The sequence below is a fragment of the Streptomyces sp. NPDC054866 genome, from assembly GCF_053610745.1.
The window spans coordinates 96,364-112,254 of record NZ_JBSGZA010000012.1 but is presented as its reverse complement, the minus strand read 5'-3'; the positions used below and the strand labels follow the sequence as shown (position 1 = coordinate 112,254).

19 protein-coding genes are annotated in these 15,891 nt (G+C 70.6%); 7 read left to right on the top strand and 12 right to left on the bottom strand.

Annotated features, from left to right (window positions below):
• Positions 1-20 precede the first annotated feature (20 nt).
• From ACWGI2_RS39515 to ACWGI2_RS39500, 4 genes are all read right to left on the bottom strand, one after another.
• Entirely contained in the window at positions 21-1,004 is a 984-nt protein-coding gene (locus ACWGI2_RS39515) for an FAD binding domain-containing protein (protein ID WP_453700769.1), read from the bottom strand.
• Positions 1,001-1,534 carry a 2Fe-2S iron-sulfur cluster-binding protein gene (locus tag ACWGI2_RS39510; protein WP_453700767.1) on the bottom strand — a complete coding sequence of 178 codons (534 nt, stop codon included), beginning with the start codon at positions 1,532-1,534 and terminating at the stop codon, positions 1,001-1,003. The genes ACWGI2_RS39515 and ACWGI2_RS39510 overlap by 4 nt, the downstream gene beginning before the upstream one ends.
• Before the next feature lie 78 nt (positions 1,535-1,612).
• The gene (locus ACWGI2_RS39505; RefSeq protein WP_453700766.1) at positions 1,613-2,428 is read right to left on the bottom strand and encodes an SAM-dependent methyltransferase; all 816 of its coding nucleotides are present in this window, start codon (positions 2,426-2,428) and stop codon (positions 1,613-1,615) included.
• Positions 2,429-2,579: 151 nt separating this feature from the next.
• The gene (locus ACWGI2_RS39500; protein WP_453700764.1) at positions 2,580-2,714 is read right to left on the bottom strand and encodes a hypothetical protein; all 135 of its coding nucleotides are present in this window, start codon (positions 2,712-2,714) and stop codon (positions 2,580-2,582) included.
• A 167-nt stretch (positions 2,715-2,881) separates the two neighbouring features.
• On the opposite strand from ACWGI2_RS39500, the gene ACWGI2_RS39495 reads away from it, so the two are divergent.
• From ACWGI2_RS39495 to ACWGI2_RS39485, 3 genes are all read left to right on the top strand, one after another.
• Positions 2,882-3,787: a glycoside hydrolase family 16 protein gene (locus ACWGI2_RS39495; protein ID WP_453700762.1), complete on the top strand. Its 906-nt coding sequence runs from the start codon at positions 2,882-2,884 to the stop codon at positions 3,785-3,787.
• A 103-nt stretch (positions 3,788-3,890) separates the two neighbouring features.
• Positions 3,891-4,856 carry an LLM class F420-dependent oxidoreductase gene (locus ACWGI2_RS39490; protein ID WP_453398806.1) on the top strand — a complete coding sequence of 322 codons (966 nt, stop codon included), beginning with the start codon at positions 3,891-3,893 and terminating at the stop codon, positions 4,854-4,856.
• Positions 4,857-4,975: 119 nt separating this feature from the next.
• The gene (locus tag ACWGI2_RS39485; protein ID WP_453700761.1) at positions 4,976-5,398 is read left to right on the top strand and encodes a hypothetical protein; all 423 of its coding nucleotides are present in this window, start codon (positions 4,976-4,978) and stop codon (positions 5,396-5,398) included.
• Between the two features lies 1 nt (position 5,399).
• Here ACWGI2_RS39485 and ACWGI2_RS39480 read toward each other — a convergent pair whose 3' ends face one another.
• The 8 genes from ACWGI2_RS39480 to ACWGI2_RS39445 all read right to left on the bottom strand — a co-directional run bounded on the left by ACWGI2_RS39480 (position 5,400) and on the right by ACWGI2_RS39445 (position 13,450).
• Complete coding sequence (locus ACWGI2_RS39480) at positions 5,400-6,803, bottom strand: NADP-dependent succinic semialdehyde dehydrogenase (RefSeq protein WP_453700759.1); 1,404 nt, start codon at positions 6,801-6,803, stop codon at positions 5,400-5,402.
• A 20-nt stretch (positions 6,804-6,823) separates the two neighbouring features.
• The gene (locus tag ACWGI2_RS39475; protein ID WP_160509471.1) at positions 6,824-7,012 is read right to left on the bottom strand and encodes a DUF6479 family protein; all 189 of its coding nucleotides are present in this window, start codon (positions 7,010-7,012) and stop codon (positions 6,824-6,826) included.
• A gap of 152 nt (positions 7,013-7,164) precedes the next feature.
• Positions 7,165-7,998 carry an aldo/keto reductase gene (locus tag ACWGI2_RS39470; protein WP_453700795.1) on the bottom strand — a complete coding sequence of 278 codons (834 nt, stop codon included), beginning with the start codon at positions 7,996-7,998 and terminating at the stop codon, positions 7,165-7,167.
• Between the two features lie 81 nt (positions 7,999-8,079).
• Complete coding sequence (locus ACWGI2_RS39465) at positions 8,080-8,652, bottom strand: HPP family protein (RefSeq protein WP_453700758.1); 573 nt, start codon at positions 8,650-8,652, stop codon at positions 8,080-8,082.
• Between the two features lie 152 nt (positions 8,653-8,804).
• Positions 8,805-9,677 (bottom strand): hypothetical protein, encoded by an 873-nt coding sequence (locus ACWGI2_RS39460; RefSeq protein WP_453700756.1) that lies wholly within the window; start codon positions 9,675-9,677, stop codon positions 8,805-8,807.
• Between the two features lie 93 nt (positions 9,678-9,770).
• Positions 9,771-11,102, bottom strand: a complete 1,332-nt coding sequence (locus tag ACWGI2_RS39455) for an enolase C-terminal domain-like protein (RefSeq protein ID WP_453700755.1) — start codon at positions 11,100-11,102, stop codon at positions 9,771-9,773.
• Between the two features lie 58 nt (positions 11,103-11,160).
• Positions 11,161-12,498, bottom strand: coding sequence for a gluconate:H+ symporter (locus ACWGI2_RS39450; RefSeq protein ID WP_453700754.1), 1,338 nt, complete (start codon positions 12,496-12,498; stop codon positions 11,161-11,163).
• Positions 12,499-12,544: 46 nt separating this feature from the next.
• Entirely contained in the window at positions 12,545-13,450 is a 906-nt protein-coding gene (locus ACWGI2_RS39445; RefSeq protein WP_453700794.1) for a 5-dehydro-4-deoxyglucarate dehydratase, read from the bottom strand.
• Between the two features lie 174 nt (positions 13,451-13,624).
• Here ACWGI2_RS39445 and ACWGI2_RS39440 point away from each other — a divergent pair, with 174 nt between their 5' ends.
• The 4 genes from ACWGI2_RS39440 (at position 13,625) to ACWGI2_RS39425 (ending at position 15,833) form a co-directional block, all read left to right on the top strand.
• Positions 13,625-14,434: an IclR family transcriptional regulator gene (locus tag ACWGI2_RS39440; protein WP_453700752.1), complete on the top strand. Its 810-nt coding sequence runs from the start codon at positions 13,625-13,627 to the stop codon at positions 14,432-14,434.
• A gap of 107 nt (positions 14,435-14,541) precedes the next feature.
• Positions 14,542-14,865: an ArsR/SmtB family transcription factor gene (locus tag ACWGI2_RS39435; RefSeq protein ID WP_453398798.1), complete on the top strand. Its 324-nt coding sequence runs from the start codon at positions 14,542-14,544 to the stop codon at positions 14,863-14,865.
• Complete coding sequence (locus tag ACWGI2_RS39430; protein ID WP_453398797.1) at positions 14,831-15,211, top strand: VOC family protein; 381 nt, start codon at positions 14,831-14,833, stop codon at positions 15,209-15,211. The genes ACWGI2_RS39435 and ACWGI2_RS39430 overlap by 35 nt, the downstream gene beginning before the upstream one ends.
• A 61-nt stretch (positions 15,212-15,272) precedes the next feature.
• Positions 15,273-15,833 carry a mycothiol transferase gene (locus tag ACWGI2_RS39425; RefSeq protein ID WP_453700750.1) on the top strand — a complete coding sequence of 187 codons (561 nt, stop codon included), beginning with the start codon at positions 15,273-15,275 and terminating at the stop codon, positions 15,831-15,833.
• Positions 15,834-15,891 lie beyond the last annotated feature (58 nt).

Below are 15,891 nucleotides of genomic sequence, written 5' to 3'. Positions count from 1 at the left end.
TGGGAGCGGAGGCAGTCGGGTCACGAAGAGGTGAGTCGGCGCAGGACGTCACACGCGAGATTGCGGGCGAGGCGCACCTTGAACGCGTTGTCCCGCAGCGGCTCGGCCGCGGAGAGCTCGGCGTCCACGGCGGCCAGGAACGCCTCGTCGGTCGGCGCGCCGCCGAGCAGCGCCTCCTCGGCGTGCCGGGCACGCCAGGGCCGGTGAGCCAGGCCGCCGAACGCGATCCGCGCCTGGCGTACGACGGAGTCCTCGACGTCCAGGACCACCGCCACCGAGGCGAGGGCGAAGGCGTACGAGGCGCGGTCGCGGGCCTTGCGGTAGGCGGAGGGCAGCCCTGCGGTCGCGGGCGGGAGCAGCACGCCGGTGATCAGCTCGCCGGGCGCGATCTCGGTGTCCTGTTCCGGACGGCCGCCGGGCAGGCGGTGGAACTCGGCGACGGGCAGGGTGCGTCGGCCCCGAACGCCGTGCAGCTCCACCTGGGCGTCGAGCGCGGCGAGCGCGACCGCCATGTCGGAGGGGTGGGTGGCGATGCACTGCGGCGAGTGGCCCAGGACCGCGTGGTCACGGTGGACGCCGTCGCGTGCGCCGCAGCCGGTGCCGGGCTCCCGCTTGTTGCACGGTTTGCTCAGGTCCTGGAAGTAGGGGCAACGGGTGCGCTGGAGAAGGTTGCCGCCGGTCGTGGCCACGTTGCGCAGCTGGCCCGAGGCTCCCGCGAGCAGTGCCTGGGCAAGCACGGGGTAGCGGTCCCGCACCAGCGGGTGGGCGGCGAGGTCGCTGTTGCGCACCGTCCCGCCGGCGCGGACGGACCCGTCGGGAAGCTCCTCCACCGAATCCAGCGGCAGCCTGCTCACGTCGATCAGCGTCCCGGGGCGCTCGACGCCCAGCTTCATCAGGTCGACGAGATTGGTGCCGCCGCCCAGATAGCGGGAGCCCGGGCGGCCCGCGTGGGCGGCGGCGGCCTCCTCGACGCTGTAGGCGCGCACGTACCGGAAGGGCTTCACCGGGTCACGTCCTCGACGGCCTCGACGATGTGCGGATAGGCGCCGCAGCGGCAGAGGTTGCCGCTGAGCCGCTCACGGATCTCGTCCCTGGTCAGCTCCACGGGGGCGCCGGTGTCCGCGTCCGGATCGGTCACGTGCGATGCGTTGCCCGCCGCGGCCTCCGCCAGGGCGCCGACGGTCGAACAGATCTGGCCCGGGGTGCAGTAGCCGCACTGGAAGGCGTCGCGCTCCAGAAAGGCACGCTGTACGGGATGCGGGCCCTCGCCGTCGCCGCCGTGCAGCCCTTCGACGGTGGTGATGTCGCACCCTTCGTGGGCGACGGCCAGCAGCAGACAGCTGTTGGCGCGGCGGCCGTCGACGAGGACCGTGCAGGCACCGCACTGGCCGTGATCACAGCCCTTCTTGGCGCCGGTGAGCCCCAACTGTTCGCGCAGTACGTCGAGCAGCGTCGAACGGTGGTCGACGGTGAGGCGGCACGGCGTGCCGTTCACCGTCAGGGGCACTTCCGAGCGGAACACATCGGTCCCCATGGTGCTCTGCTCCCTCGTCGAAGCGTGGTCTGCGGTGTCACCGCGTAACCAGCCTGAGTCAGGACATGCGTTCCGGCATCACGGCTTGCGGGCGAGGCCGCCGTGTTCGCCGATGGGCTCAGGGGCGGGGGAGTCGGGGGCCGGGCGCCAGAAGGGGACCGAGACGACGCCCGGCTCCAGGAGCTCCAGGCCTTCGAAGAACGCCGCGATCTGGTCGACGGGCCGCAGGAAGTAGGGGACGGCGCCGGTTTCGTTGTAGGCGTCCTGGGCCTGTTCGTAATCGGCGTCGGTGCCCCGGGAGCCGTCGTTGATGGAGAGGTAGCTGCCGGAGGGCAGGCCTTCCATCAGACGGGTGACGATGGCGCGCGCCTGGTCGTAGTCGGCGACGTGGCCCAGGATGTTGCTGAGGATCAGGGCGGTGGGGCGGGAGAGGTCGAGCGTCTCGGCCGCGGCCGCCAGGATGCGGTCGGGGTCGGACAGATCGGCGTCGACGTACGCGGTCGCTCCCTCGGGTGTGGAGGTGAGCAGGGCACGGGCGTGCGCGAGAACCATCGGGTCGTGGTCGACGTACACGATCCTGGCCCTGGGATCGAGCCGCTGGGCCACCTCATGGGTGTTGTCCACGGTCGGCAGACCGGTCCCGATGTCGAGGAACTGCCCGATGCCCGCCTCGGAGACCAGATGGGTGATGTTGCGGCGCAGGAACGCGCGGCTGCTGCGGGCGACGGTGACGATGCCGGGGAAGACGGCGCTGTAGGCGTCGCCGGCCTCCTCGTCGACGGGGTAGTTGTCCTTCCCGCCGAGCCAGTAGTTCCAGATCCGGGCCGAGTGCGGCACCGATGAGTCGATCTTCTGATGCGCCGCAGGTCCGGGGGTCATGGCGTGGTCGGTCATGGGTAGCGTCCGTCTTTCCACCGAGGCGTGAACTGTTCAACGCACAACCTACGTCCCAACCGTGCGGGCACATACACCAGTTCACGTTCTCGGCGCGTTCGTCGGCCCGACGGGGCCGGTGGGGGAGTGCCACGGGCCGTGGCCGGGCGGGCTACTTGTTCCGCTTCTCCCGCCGGACCAGCACGAGCCCGAGCAGGACGAGCAGCAGGATCGGGATCATAAGCCAGGTCGGGACGCTCTCCACGCCCTTGTACGCGATCGCGACCGTGTCAACTGGCGTCTGCATGGGGCCTCCTGGGTTTCGGCTGCCCTCCCGGATGCCCCGGGGAGCGAGGGACACGCATAGGCCCCGACCCCTGGCGGGACCTCACGGCCTCCGCGAGGATGACGCCTTCGCGGGAGGGGGCCGCCGGGTTCTGCGGGGCGTGTGCGGCCGGGAGGAAGGGCATCGCGATGGGATTACACGCGGCGGCGAAGCGGCGCAGGCCGGTCGTGCTCGCGGCGCTCGGCACCACACTGCTCGCCGCCCTGCTTTCCGTCCCCAGCGCGGGGGGAGCGCCGCAGTCGGCCGACGCGTGCGGCAGCGTCGGCACCGAGTTGCCGCGCGGCGACTGCGGGCCGTTCTGGCAGGTCGTCGCCGAGGACTTCAACGGTGACCGGGTGCCGCTGGGCGCGTTCAGCGACTGCGACCACCACGCCGACACCTCCGCCGCGTACTGCGACGGGCTCAAAGGGTCCTACCGCGACAACTGGTGGGCCTACCCGACCGGTTGGCGCGACACCTCCAACGACCGCGGCCGCGACGTCGTCGGCGTCTACCACCCGGAGGACACCGTGAGCGTGGGCCCTGCGGAGAACGGCGACGGCCGTATGCGCATCCGGATGTGGCGGCCCGCCGACGGAGGCCCGGTCCACTCCGCCGCGGTCGTACCGCGTGCCGTCATGCAGATGAAGTACGGCAAGTACAGCGCCCGCATCAAGGTGACCAAGCCGGCCCCCGGATACAAGTCGGCCTGGCTGCACTACGGCGGAGGCTGCGAGATGGACCACCCCGAGGGCAACTGGTCCGGATCCCTCACCGCCTTCCACCATCCGTGCGGCGGCGGCGAACAGGGCTACTTCCGCGGCGCCGACGAGTGGACCGAATGGCACACGGTGTCGACCGAATGGACCCCGGGGAACGTGCGCTTCTTCGTGGACGGACGGGAGACCGGACACGACACCCGGGGCGTGCCCGACCAGCCGCTTTCCTGGGTCCTGCAGAACGAGAGCGCGCTGGAAGGCCCGGGCGCGGAGCCCGGCAGCAGCGCTCAGCTGGAGATCACCTGGGTCGCCGCGTACGCGTACGACTGGAAATAGGGCCGCAGGGGACCCGAGTAGCGGCGTGTGGCGTGGGCAGCGGTCTCGCGTGACCGCGAACGGGGGAGGTTTCAGCGGGAGCAGTTCGGCAAAGCGTACAAATATGGTGCAATTCGGCTACACGATGATGACCGAGCAGGCGGGCCCCCGCGCCCTCGTCGACGACCTGGTCGCGGCGGAGCAGGCCGGGTTCGACTTCTCCGTCACTTCTGATCACTACTTCCCCTGGCTCGACTCGCAGGGGCACGCGCCCTACGCGTGGAGCGTGCTCGGCGCGGCGGCGCAGGCGACCTCGCGGATCCCGCTCATGACGTACGTGACCTGCCCGACCGTCCGCTATCACCCCGCCGTGGTGGCGCAGAAGGCCGCCACGATGCAGCTGCTCTCCGAGGGCCGCTTCCGGCTCGGACTCGGCTCGGGCGAGAACCTCAACGAGCACGTGGTCGGCGCCGGCTGGCCGTCGCCGCAGGTCCGCCTGGAGATGCTCGAAGAGGCGGTGGACATCATCCGGGCGCTGTTCACCGGCGACAACGTCAACCATCAGGGCACCCACTTCGACGTGGCCAACGCCCGTCTGTGGGATGTGCCCGACGAGCTGCCGCCCATTGGAGTGGCGGTTTCCGGCGGACGGTCCTGCGCACTGGCCGGGCGCCTCGCCGACCTGGTCATCGCCACCGAACCCAAGGCCGATCTGATCGAGGCCTTCGACCGGCACGGCGGCAGCGGAAAACCGCGCGTCGGCCAGCTGCCCGTCTGCTACGACACCGACAAGGACGCGGCGATCGCCCGCGCGCGCGACCAGTTCCGCTGGTCGGTCGGCGGCTGGCCCGTCAACGCCGAACTGCCCGGTCCCTCCGGCTTCGCGGGCGCCACCCAGTTCGTCACCCGCGAGGACATCGCCAAGCAGATCCCGTGCGGCGACGACGTCGACGCCTTCGTGGACGCCGTACGCCCCTTCGTCGAGGCGGGCTTCACGGAGGTCGCCCTCGTCCAGGTGGGCGGCGACCAGCAACGCCCCTTCATCGACTGGGCGGAGAAGAAGCTGCTGCCCGCGCTGCGCGACCTCTGAGCGCCTCCGGGCACTTCAGACACCGCTTCCGGCAAACCACATCAGATAGCTGCCCGCACATCGGGTACCCGTGACCGCAGACCGCACGTCAGTTACCCGCGACCCCACTGGAGCACAGCGTGAACGACACACCCGACCCGGCTTCTCCCATCGCGCAGTCCGACTCACCGGACCTGGTGCAGGTGGTCCTCGGCGAGTGCTCCGCGGCCGACGCGGACGCCGTCTTCGGGGTGCTGCGGACCCACTTCCCGTCCGACCGCGGCGAGGACGCGCCCCACCGGACGGAGCAGCCACGCCCCGCCGTCTGGACCGGCGGCTTCCTCGCTTCCGGCAGTCCGGGGCCCGTCCGGGGCGTGCTGCTCGCGGGACCCGTCACCGCCGACCTGCAAGGCAGTCCGGTGGCGGTGAGCCGACTGCGTGCCACGCTCGAATCGGCCTTCGTCGTCTCGGCCAGGGGCACCGCATCCGGCGACCAGGAGGTACAGCTCCAGCTGCGCCTGACGGGCGCCGAACACGGCGAGCCGCCGCTACCGGGCCACTGAGTCAGGCCGGATCGGACGGGCCGTACCAGACCGTCGTGGCGTTGCAGAACTCGCGGATGCCGTGGCCCGCCAGCTCGCGTCCGTAGCCCGAGCGTTTGATGCCGCCGAAGGGCAGGCCGGGGTGGGAGGCGGTCATGCCGTTGAAGAAGACGCCGCCCGCCTGGAGGTCCCGTACGCAGCGTTCGATGTCGGCGTCGTCGCGCGTCCACACGTTCGAGCTGAGCCCGAACGGCGAGTCGTTGGCCAGGGTCACGGCCTCGTCCAGGTTCGCCACGCGGTAGAGCGTGGCGACCGGGCCGAACGCCTCCTCCCGGTGGATGCGCATCTGCTCGGTCACGTCGGCGAGGACGGTGGGGGAGTAGTACCAGCCGCGCTCCTGCTCCTTGGGGCGCTGGCCGCCGCACAGCGCGGTGGCGCCGCGGGCGAGCGCGTCGTCGACGAGCTCCTCCAGATCGCTGCGGCCCTGCTCGGTGGAGAGCGGACCCACGTCGGTGTCCTCGCTCGCCGGGTCGCCGACGGTCAACTCCCTCATGCCCGCGACGAATCGGTCACGGAAGGCGTCATAGACGTCCGCATGCACGATGAAGCGTTTGGCGGCGATGCAGGACTGCCCGTTGTTCTGCACGCGGGCGGTCACCGCGGTCGCGGCGGCACGCTCGATGTCGGCGCTCGGCAGCACGAGGTAGGGATCGCTGCCGCCCAGTTCCAGGACGGTCTTCTTGATCTCGTCGCCGGCGGTGGACGCCACCGAGCGTCCCGCCGGTTCGCTGCCGGTGAGGGTCGCCGCGACCACCCGCTCGTCGCGCAGGATGCCATCGACGGCGTCCGAGCCCACCAGGAGCGTCTGGAAGCAGCCCTCGGGGAACCCGGCGCGGCGGAAGAGGTCATCGAGGTAGAGGGCGGTCTGCGGCACGTTCGACGCGTGCTTGAGCAGACCGACGTTGCCCGCCATCAGGGCGGGGGCCGCGAACCGCACGACCTGCCAGAGCGGGAAGTTCCAGGGCATTACGGCGAGCACGACGCCCAGCGGGCGGTAGCGGACGATCGCACGGGCCGCGCCGGAATCCGCCACGTCGGCCTGCGCGGGCTGTTCGTCCGCGAGCAGCTCTTCGGCCCGCTCGGCGTACCAGCGCATGGCCTTGACGCACTTGGCCGCTTCGGCCCTGGCCGCCTTGACGGGCTTGCCCATCTCGGTGGTCATGGTCCGGGCGATGAACGCGGTGTCCTCTTCCAGCAGGTCGGCCGCCCGGTTCAGGAACTGGGCACGCTCGGCGAAGGTGCTGGTGCGGTACTTGCCGAACGCGGTGTGGGCCGCCGCCACACGGCGCTTGACCTCCGCTTCCTCAAGCGGCTCGAAGGTTTCGAGCGTCTCACCGGTGGCGGGATTGACCGTGGCGATGGGCATGCCGTTCCTCCTCGGGACGCCTAGCGCGACTGCGGAGGGCCGTCGTGGGGCTCCTCCCAGGAATCGGCGCGCGGCTGGGGCTGCTGCGGTGGGTTGGGACGTCGGGTGACCTGTCGCCGTCCGAAGAAGAAGAGGGCGAGCAGTACGGCGACGATCACCACGCCGATGATGAGCATCAGCGACGAGGTTCCGCTTGCGGCGAGGGGCATGTACGGCCTCCAGTAGGGCCCGAAGCCAGTGGCTCCGGGCATAGCGGACCCCGCGATTCACCCTAGAGCGACATACGCGGGGAAGCATGCGCAGGGACCTTGCGGGTGCCCGGACACGCGCGACGCACACCTCGCCGGAGGATCTTCAGCCGTCAGAGGATCTCCAGCGGCTCCTTGCGGACCGGCGCGGGGAACGCGGCGTCCAGCGCCTTGAGGTCCTCGTCGGTGAGGCTGACTTCGAGGGCGCGGTGGTTCTCCTCCACGTGGGCCGGGGTGGAGGCCTTCGGGATGGCGATGACGTCCTCGTGCCGCAGCACCCAGGCGAGCGCCACCTGAAGCGGTGTGCACCCGTGCGCCGCCGCCACGGACTCCAGGGCCTGGTTGCCGAGGAGACGTCCCTGCTCCAGCGGCGAGTAGGCCATTAGAGGCACCGAGCGTTCGCGGCACCAGGGGAAGAGGTCGTACTCGGGGCCGCGGCGGGTGAGGTTGTAGAGCACCTGGTCCGTCTGCGGGCGGGCGCCCTCGGGGAGTTCCGCCAGGTCGTCGACATCGAGGTTGCTCACGCCCCAGGTGCCGATGCTGCCGCGGCTCACCAGGCCTTCGAGGGCCTCGACGGTCTCGGAGAGCGGCACACCGCCCCGCCAGTGCAGCAGGTACAGGTCGATCCGGTCGGTGCCGAGGCGGCGCAGGCTCGCGTGACAGGCATCGACGGTGCCGCGGGCGTCGGCGTTCGACGGCAGCACCTTGCTCACCAGGAACACGTCGTCGCGGCGCCCGCGAATCGCCTCGCCGACCAGCTCCTCCGACGCGCCGCTCCCGTACATCTCGGCCGTGTCGATCAGCGTCATGCCCAGGTCCATGCCCCTGCGCAGGGCGGCGAGCTCCTCGGCGCGGCGGGCAGGATCGTCGCCCATGCGCCAGGTGCCCTGGCCCAGGGCGGGCACGCTCACGCCGGAGGGGAACGTCACCGTCTTTGCCGCTGCCATCGCGTATCCCTTCTCGTATCCCTGCGTGTGCAGGCTCGTCACGCTCGAACTTCACACGTCACGGCGCCGTCGCACAACCGATCACCACCAGTACGCGGGATAGCGCGGCGCGCTGGGACGGGCGTACGAGGCGGCCCACCCCGCGAGGACGACCACGACGACCGCCCCGGCGAGCAGGGGCACGAAGGTCGCGGGCCGGGGATGGTGCAGGACGATGACGACGGCGGTGGCGCAGGCCGGCGAGTGCGGGGTGCGCGCCACGGTCATCACGGCGAGGCCGATGCCCGCGGCCAGCGCCGCGGCCCACGGGGCGCTGCCCAGCGCGGCGAGGACCGCGTAACCCACACCGGCGCACAGCAGATGGCCCGCGATCACGCTGCGCGGCTGGGCCAGCGGCAGCCGGGGGACGCTGTGCACGATCGCCGCGGATGCCGCGAGCGGGGGTATCAGGACCGGCTCGTGAACGATGGAACCGACCGCGACCAAGGCAAGCAGCACGGCGGTGACGGCACTGACGTTGTGCAGGGCGGTGCCCGTCGGCGGCGGGGCGGGGGCGCGGCCCACGAGGCGGGGCAGGATGCGGGGACGGGCACGGGGACGTGGGCGCGGGTGGGCAGGCGCGGGCGGCGCCTCGATGATTTCGTCGGTGCTCAAGATTTCGTCGGTGCTCAAGAAAAGGGGCGTTCCGGGCTTCGGCCGGCGGGAGACCCGGACGGCAGGGTGGCAGACTCACCAAGATCCTACGAAGCCCTGTGGCACGGGTCCGTCCGGGGGCAGGGCGACGCAGGTCCTGATTCCGCGGCGGCCTACTTGAGCCTCGGCGGCCAGTCCTGGAGGGCCGCCTTCACTCCATGCGTGGCTCCGGCGAGCCGGGCGCCCACGGAAGGGCCGCTGTTGCGCTGCCGGAACGCCGTGTCCAGCTCCAGGACCGAGGCGGCGAGCACCTCCAGCCGCCGCAGCTGGGTGAGCAGTTGGGCGTGGGCCTGCTCGCCCCGGCCGGCGGCAGTCACCAGGGCACGCCACCGCAGCGTGTCCAGCTTCAGGTCCAGATCCGACTTGTCGACGAAGTCACCGTCCCCGATCGCGCGGGAGCGACGGATCGCGTCGCATCCGTGCAGCACCTGGATCGCCAGCTCGCCCTCCGGGCTGTCCAGGTCCCGCCGGGTCACGTAGCTGCGGTGCAGGCGGCGCAGCACCTGCGCCTTGGACGACATGCCGCGCACCACCGCCTTCCCCCGGCTGGGCACGGGGTCGTTCCACAGCGGCGCGTCCTCGAAGGGGGTGCCGCGCCCGTACTTGAGTCGGTGCAGATGGTTCCACCGTTCGTAGGGCAGCTCCGGGTCGGTCATCACCGGGTCCTCGTCCAGCACCCGCTCGTAGTTCGGCAGATACAGCTCCACCAGCTCGGCGAGTGCCGCCCCGGACTCGGTGGCCGCGCTCGCCGCCGACGGCACGGCGTCCTGCACCTCTGGCTCGCTCCGGTGCGCCGAGGTGTCCTCGACGGCTTCCTTGTCCAGCCGCGTCAGTACGTCGTTCGTCAGCACCTTGGCCGCCGCCGACAACTCCCGTGCCCGTACGGCATCCGGATGCTCGGCCGCCGCCCCCAGCAGGCCCGCGGTCATGCGCCGCAGCCCGCGGGTCAACTCCTCGACCTGTGCCTCGACATCACGCTCGTTCATGTGTTCCCCCTGTGTACGGCTGGGAGCAGTGTGCCAGGGGGCGACAGGGCGCCCCGCACTTCCCCGGGCTGATCGTGGGGAGGCCCTTGGCCGTCAACGCACCAGACAGGGGCGCTTGTTGTCGAACTGCCAGTCGGGGATGAGGTAGCGCATGCCGGTGGCGTCGTCGCGTGCGCCCAGGGCCTTCTGCCGGTAGAGGTCGTGGGCCGCCAGGAGACGGTCCATGTCGAGCTCGACGCCCAGGCCGGGGGCATTGGGTACGGCGATCTCCCCGCCGACGATGCGGGGCGGGGCGGTGGTGAGGCGTTCCAGGCCCTCCTGCCAGATCCAGTGGGTGTCCAGGGCGTTGTAGTCGCCGGGGGCCGCGGCCCCGCAGTGGGTGACCATGGCCAGGGAGATGTCGAAGTGGTTGTTCGAGTGGCATCCCCAGGTGAGCCCCATGGCGTCGCACAGCTGCGCCACGCGTACGGAGCCCTGCATGGTCCAGAAGTGCGGGTCCGCCAGGGGTATGGAGACCGACTGCAGGGCCAGGGCGTGGGTCAGCTGCCGCCAGTCGGTGGCGACCATGTTGGTGGCGGTCGGCAGTCCTGTGGCGCGGCGGAACTCCGCGAGGACCTCGCGGCCCGAGTAGCCGCCCTCGGCGCCGCAGGGGTCCTCGGCGTAGGCGAGCGTGCCGGTCAGGGGGGCGCACAGCTCGATCGCCTCGCGCAGGGACCAGGCACCGTTGGGGTCGAGGGTGATGCGGGCCTGGGGGAAGCGGTCCTTCAGGGCGCGTACGGCCGCTACCTCCTCCGCGCCTTCCAGGACCCCGCCCTTGAGCTTGAAGTCCCGGAATCCGTAGTGGTCGTAGGCGGCTTCGGCCTGGCGGACGATCGCCTCGGGGGAGAGGGCCTCTTCGTGCCGGATGCGGTGCCAGTCGACGGGCGATCCGGGTTCGCGGACGTAGTCGAGATCGGTGCGGTCGGGGTTGCCGACGTAGAAGAGGTAGCCGAGGACGCGGACGGAGTCGCGCTGCTGTCCGTCACCGAGCAGCGCCGCGACGGGCACCTCCAGGTGTTTGCCGAGGAGGTCGAGCAGTGCGGACTCGACGGCAGTGACGGCGTGGACGGCGGTGCGCAGGTCGAAGGTCTGGGCGCCGCGCCCGCCCGCGTCACGGTCGGCGAAACGGTCGCCGATCTCGCGCAGGACGCGCTTGTAGTCACCGATGCGGGCGCCGACGACGAGTGACTCGGCGTCGCGCAGGGTCTGCGTGATCTTCTCGCCGCCCGGCACCTCACCCAGGCCCGTGCGGCCCTCGGAGTCCTGGAGGACCACGATGTTGCGGGTGAAGTAGGGGCCGTGTGCGCCGGAGAGGTTGAGCTCCATGCAGTCCCGGCCGGCGACCGGGTAGACGCTGAACGCGGTGACGGTCGGCTGCCTGTTCATGATCAAGAATTCCTCAGGTGTGGGATGGAGGGGATGGGCGGGGTGTTTGCCGGGCGGGTCAGAGGCTGAGGACGTCCAGGGCCCACTCCGCCGCGAGGACGCCGCCGAGGCCGAGGATCGCGAGCACCGTCGTATAGGTGGTGCGGACCTTGATCGCCTCGATGACCGAGAGGTTGAAGTACTCCTTGAACAGCCAGAATCCGGGGTCGTTGACGTGGGAGAAGGCGATCGATCCGCAGGAGACGGCGAGCACGAGGATCTCGGGGTGTACGCCGCCGTCCGCCAGGAGCGGCAGTACGACGCCGGAGGCGGTGACGACGGCGACCGTGGCGGAGCCGAGGGCGATGCGCAGGATCACCGCGATCAGCCACGCGAGGATGAGCGGCGAGATGGACCAGCTGTCGGTGGTGTCCTTGATGTGGTCGGAGATGCCCCCTTCGACGAGGACGTTCTTGAAGGCGCCGCCCGCTCCGATCACCAGGAGGATCATGGCCATGGCCTGCGCAGCCGACGTACAGGAAGCGCTGACGTCGGACAGGCTGCGGCCGATGCGCGGCCCGAACGCCCAGATCGCAAGGAGGAGGGTCAGGAGCAGGGCGATGGGTGCCGAGCCGATGAAGGTGACGAAGTGCAGGAACGGGCTCGCGCCGGACGTGGCCATCTCGGTGACCGATGCACCGGCGATCAGTACGACGGGGAAGAGGGCCACGGTCAGTGACCACCCCATGCCGGGCATCTCCTCGTCGGTGAACTCGCGTTCGCTGACAAGGCCCTTGGGGATGGAGGGGTTCATCGCCCTGATGAACGGAAGCCGCGGCCACGCCAGCGCGATCAGCGCTCCGGCGGGTATCGCGATGAACAGGCCGTAGACCAGCGTCAGACCGACGGAGGCGTGGAACGTCGCGGCCACGGCGGTGGGGCCGGGATGCGGCGGCAGGAAGCTGTGCATCGTGGAGAGCGTGATGGACATCGGAAGGCCGATCCACAGCAGCTTCGCCCCGGTGACGCGTACGAGGGTGAACGCGATGGGCACGATGATGATGAAGGCGACTTCGTAGAACATGGTGACGCCGATGAGCATGGACGTGACCACCATGGCCACTTGGACCCAGCGCGGTCCGAACGCGTCCAGCATCTTGTTGGCGATGCGCTGGGCGGCACCGGAGTCCCCCATGACGCGCCCGACCATGGCGCCGAGCCCGATGACCAGCATCGTGTCGCCGATCTGGCCGCCGATGCCCTCCGAGAGGACGTCCGGGATCGTGGCCACCGGAATTCCCTGCACCAGCGCGACGCCGACGGCCACGAGGAGGAGGGCGGCGAAGCCGTTCAGTTTCAGGCGGGTCATGAGGAACAGCAGGATCAAGACGCTGACCCCGACTACGACGAGCGGCATTTCAGTTCCCCTTTGAACTGTTGGGCAAAGGCGGTGCGTCGAGCGTTCAGGCCCTGTGCCGGGCGGCCGAGACCAGATCGAGTCCGGCGTCCAGGACCTTCTCCAGGTCGGCGATGTCGTCCGGGCCGGGGTCGGTGAGGGGCGCGCGCACCGGGCCGACCGGGAGGCCGCGCAGCCGGGCGGCGGCCTTGACCAGCGAGACGGCGTATCCCGGCGCCCGGTCGCGCAGTTCGACCAGCGGGACGTAGAAGTCCCTCAGGAGCCGGTCCACCGCCGCGTCGTCCCGCTCCCGCAGCGCGGCGAAGAAGGCGTCGGCGATCTCGGGGGCGAAGGCGTGGACGGCGGAGGAGTAGGCGGGGACGCCGACGGTGGCGTAGGCGCGGGCTTGGATCTCCGCGGTGGCGGCGCCGTTGAAGAAGAGGAAGCCGTCGGGGGCGGCGAGGGTCAGGCGCTGCAGCCGGTCGAGGTCGCTGTGCCCGTCCTTGAGACCGATGACGGTGGGGATGTCGGCGACGCGGCGCAGGGCGCCGGCGCTGAAGGTGACCTGGCCGCGCTGGTAGGCGATGAGGGGCAGCCGGGTGCCGGCGGCGATGCGGCGCAGCTGTTCCACCAGGCCGTCCTGCGAGGCCTCGACCAGGTAATGGGGCATCACCAACAGGGCGTCCGCGCCCTCTTCCTCGGCGATCCGGGCGAACCGCAGCGACTGGGCCCACCCGTATCCGGTGCCCGCCACCACCGGCAGACGGCTGTCGGCGACCTCGACCGTGACCCTGACGACCGCGCGGTACTCCTCCTCGTCGAGTGAGAAGAACTCGCCGGTCCCGCAGGCGGGGAACACCGCGCCCGGCTCCGTCGCCAACTGGGCCGTCAGATATGCCCGGTAGGCCTCCACGTTGAGGCTGCCGTCACTCCCCATGCTCGTGAGCGGGAAGGACAGCACGCCGCGCGCCATGCCCTCTCGCAGCCGCTGGGCGACGTCCTGGGGCGTCGTACTGAGCTTGTTCGTGCTGAGCGCGTTCACGAATCTCATCTCTATATGCAGATGGCGTCCACGTATGAGAATGGAGGCTAGAGTCATGAACGATCAGGGGTCAATGGGTCGGCGCCGCGGATCTACGATGGGCGCATGTCGGAGAGCGGAACGGGCCGCGGGGCGGACGCGGGTGTCCGTGGGGTGAAGTCGGCGCTGCGCACCGTGGCGCTCCTCGAACTGCTCGCCGAGCGCGCCGACCGGCCCGCCCGTCTGGACGAGCTCGCCGAGGAGTTGGACGTACCGCGCAGCAGCATGTATCAGCTGCTGCGGACCCTGACCGACTGCGGCTGGGTGCGTACCGACACCACCGGATCCCTCTACGGCATCGGGATCCGCACGCTGCTGACGGGCACGAGTTACCTGGACGCCGACGTACGGGTGCGCGCCATCCGCCCGTATCTGGACGAGGCGTCGGACGCCCTGGGCGAGACGATCCACCTGGCGCGGCTCGACGGCCCGCACGTCGTCTACCTCGCGACCCGTGAGTCGCACGAGTACCTGCGCACCATCAGCCGCGTCGGCCGCCGCGTCCCCGCGCACGCCGGAGCCCTGGGAAAGGCACTGCTCGCCGAGCGCCCGGACGACGAACTCCCGCTCCCCGAAGGCGTGTTGACCGCCCGCACGCCGAGTACGCACACCGACCGCGCCGCCCTGCTCGCCGACCTGGGGCGAGTGCGTGAACGCGGCTACGCCATCGACCGCGAGGAGACGGTGACCGGGATCGCGGGCTTCGGTTTCGCCCTGCGGTACGACGCCCCGGCCGTCGACGCCATCAGCTGCTCGGTGCCCGTGGCCCGGCTCACCGATGAACACCAGGGCCGCGTCGTGTCCGTCATGCGGGAGATCCAGGCGAAGATCGAAAGCCTCCTGTCGCCCGTCTCGGGCGCTCCCGACTGGCGCTGACCGGGTCCGTCGGCTGCCTCGGTCGGTTGTCTTGACCGGCTGCCCTGACCGGCTGTCCTGACCGGTCGCCTTGATAGGTAAGCCGCCACTTGCCTATGGTGGGGGTCATGTCGGAGGATGTTTTCAAGGCGCTGGCCGACCCCACCCGTCGGCGCATCCTTGACGAGCTGGTGGAACGGGACGGGCAGACCCTGTTCGAGATATGCGCCAGGCTCGTGAGCAAGCACGGACTGGGGCTGTCACGCCAGGCCATCAGCCAGCACCTGGCGGTGCTGGAAACCGCCGGCCTCGTCCATTCGCGACGCGAAGGCCGCTACAAGTTCCACGACCTGAACACCGAACCGCTCGAGCTCATCGTGACCCGATGGCTCAGGCCCCAAGCACCGGAGCGACCCCATGAGGATCCACCTGACCAGCGTTTTCGTCGATGACCAGGAGAAGGCCCTGCGCTTCTACACCGACGTGCTCGGCTTCGTGAAGAAGCACGACGTCCCCCTCGGCGACGACCGGTGGCTGACCGTGGTCTCACCGGAGGACCCCGAAGGGACCGAGCTGCTCCTGGAGCCCTCCCACCATCCCGCGGTGCGGCCGTACACGACGGCGCTGGTCGAGGACGGCATCCCGGTGACCGCCTTCGCAGTGGACGACGTGGCCGCGGAGTTCGAGCGGCTGCGTGCGCTCGGGGTGAAGTTCACCCAGGAGCCGGTGGAGATGGGCCCGGTCACCACCGCGGTCCTCGACGACACCTGCGGCAACCTCATCCAGATCCAGCACTGAGCCGCGTCATGCGCGCGTAATTCGGTAGCGCACCGGGTCCTCGCGGACGACCATGTGCCGCATGAGCGACCGACCCGATCGATGGAGCCGGGCAACCACCTACCCCGACATGTGGGTGGACCCGGACGACGACCCCCGCAACAGCGACGGAGTCAGTCCGGACGGAGAGCTGGCGACGCTGGAGGACTTCCTGGCGGGCTACCGCATGACCCTGAAGATGAAGTGCGAGGGCCTGGACGCGGAGCAACTCGCCCGTCGGTCGGTTCCGCCGTCGACGCTGTCCCTGCTCGGCCTGCTGCGGCACCTCGCCGAGGTGGAACGGGACTGGCGCAACTGGATCAGGGACGGCGAGCCGCTGCCGAAGCTGTACGGCGAGCGCGACGCGGACTTCAACGGGGCCGTCGGCGAGCAGGATGTGGTCGACGCCGCATACGCCGACCTCGCGCGCGAACAGGCGGCATTGGACGCCGAACTGGCCGAACACCCGGACCTGGGCGAGCGTTTGGGCGAGGAAGGCTTCGCGGTCCGGGAGCTGATGGTGCACAGGATCGAGGAGTACGCCCGTCACTGCGGGCAGGCCGACCTGTTGCGGGAGTGCATCGACGGCAGGGTGGGCCAGTGACGAGCTCCGGGGGAAGCGGGCTCGGGGTGGCGGAGGCGCACCACTCGTAAACCCTTGC

What these genes read in the sequence shown, in the direction of transcription:
- ACWGI2_RS39510 (WP_453700767.1), bottom strand. Translation starts at nt 1,534, where the DNA reads ATGGGGACCGATGTGTTCCGCTCGGAAGTGCCCCTGACGGTGAACGGC.
- ACWGI2_RS39505 (WP_453700766.1), bottom strand. Translation starts at nt 2,428, where the DNA reads ATGACCGACCACGCCATGACCCCCGGACCTGCGGCGCATCAGAAGATC.
- ACWGI2_RS39500 (WP_453700764.1), bottom strand. Translation starts at nt 2,714, where the DNA reads ATGCAGACGCCAGTTGACACGGTCGCGATCGCGTACAAGGGCGTGGAG.
- ACWGI2_RS39495 (WP_453700762.1), top strand. Translation starts at nt 2,882, where the DNA reads ATGGGATTACACGCGGCGGCGAAGCGGCGCAGGCCGGTCGTGCTCGCG.
- ACWGI2_RS39490 (WP_453398806.1), top strand. Translation starts at nt 3,891, where the DNA reads ATGGTGCAATTCGGCTACACGATGATGACCGAGCAGGCGGGCCCCCGC.
- ACWGI2_RS39480 (WP_453700759.1), bottom strand. Translation starts at nt 6,803, where the DNA reads ATGCCCATCGCCACGGTCAATCCCGCCACCGGTGAGACGCTCGAAACC.
- ACWGI2_RS39475 (WP_160509471.1), bottom strand. Translation starts at nt 7,012, where the DNA reads ATGCCCCTCGCCGCAAGCGGAACCTCGTCGCTGATGCTCATCATCGGC.
- ACWGI2_RS39470 (WP_453700795.1), bottom strand. Translation starts at nt 7,998, where the DNA reads ATGGCAGCGGCAAAGACGGTGACGTTCCCCTCCGGCGTGAGCGTGCCC.
- ACWGI2_RS39460 (WP_453700756.1), bottom strand. Translation starts at nt 9,677, where the DNA reads ATGAACGAGCGTGATGTCGAGGCACAGGTCGAGGAGTTGACCCGCGGG.
- ACWGI2_RS39455 (WP_453700755.1), bottom strand. Translation starts at nt 11,102, where the DNA reads ATGAACAGGCAGCCGACCGTCACCGCGTTCAGCGTCTACCCGGTCGCC.
- ACWGI2_RS39450 (WP_453700754.1), bottom strand. Translation starts at nt 12,498, where the DNA reads ATGCCGCTCGTCGTAGTCGGGGTCAGCGTCTTGATCCTGCTGTTCCTC.
- ACWGI2_RS39445 (WP_453700794.1), bottom strand. Translation starts at nt 13,450, where the DNA reads ATGGCGCGCGGCGTGCTGTCCTTCCCGCTCACGAGCATGGGGAGTGAC.
- ACWGI2_RS39440 (WP_453700752.1), top strand. Translation starts at nt 13,625, where the DNA reads ATGTCGGAGAGCGGAACGGGCCGCGGGGCGGACGCGGGTGTCCGTGGG.
- ACWGI2_RS39435 (WP_453398798.1), top strand. Translation starts at nt 14,542, where the DNA reads ATGTCGGAGGATGTTTTCAAGGCGCTGGCCGACCCCACCCGTCGGCGC.
- ACWGI2_RS39430 (WP_453398797.1), top strand. Translation starts at nt 14,831, where the DNA reads ATGAGGATCCACCTGACCAGCGTTTTCGTCGATGACCAGGAGAAGGCC.
- ACWGI2_RS39425 (WP_453700750.1), top strand. Translation starts at nt 15,273, where the DNA reads ATGAGCGACCGACCCGATCGATGGAGCCGGGCAACCACCTACCCCGAC.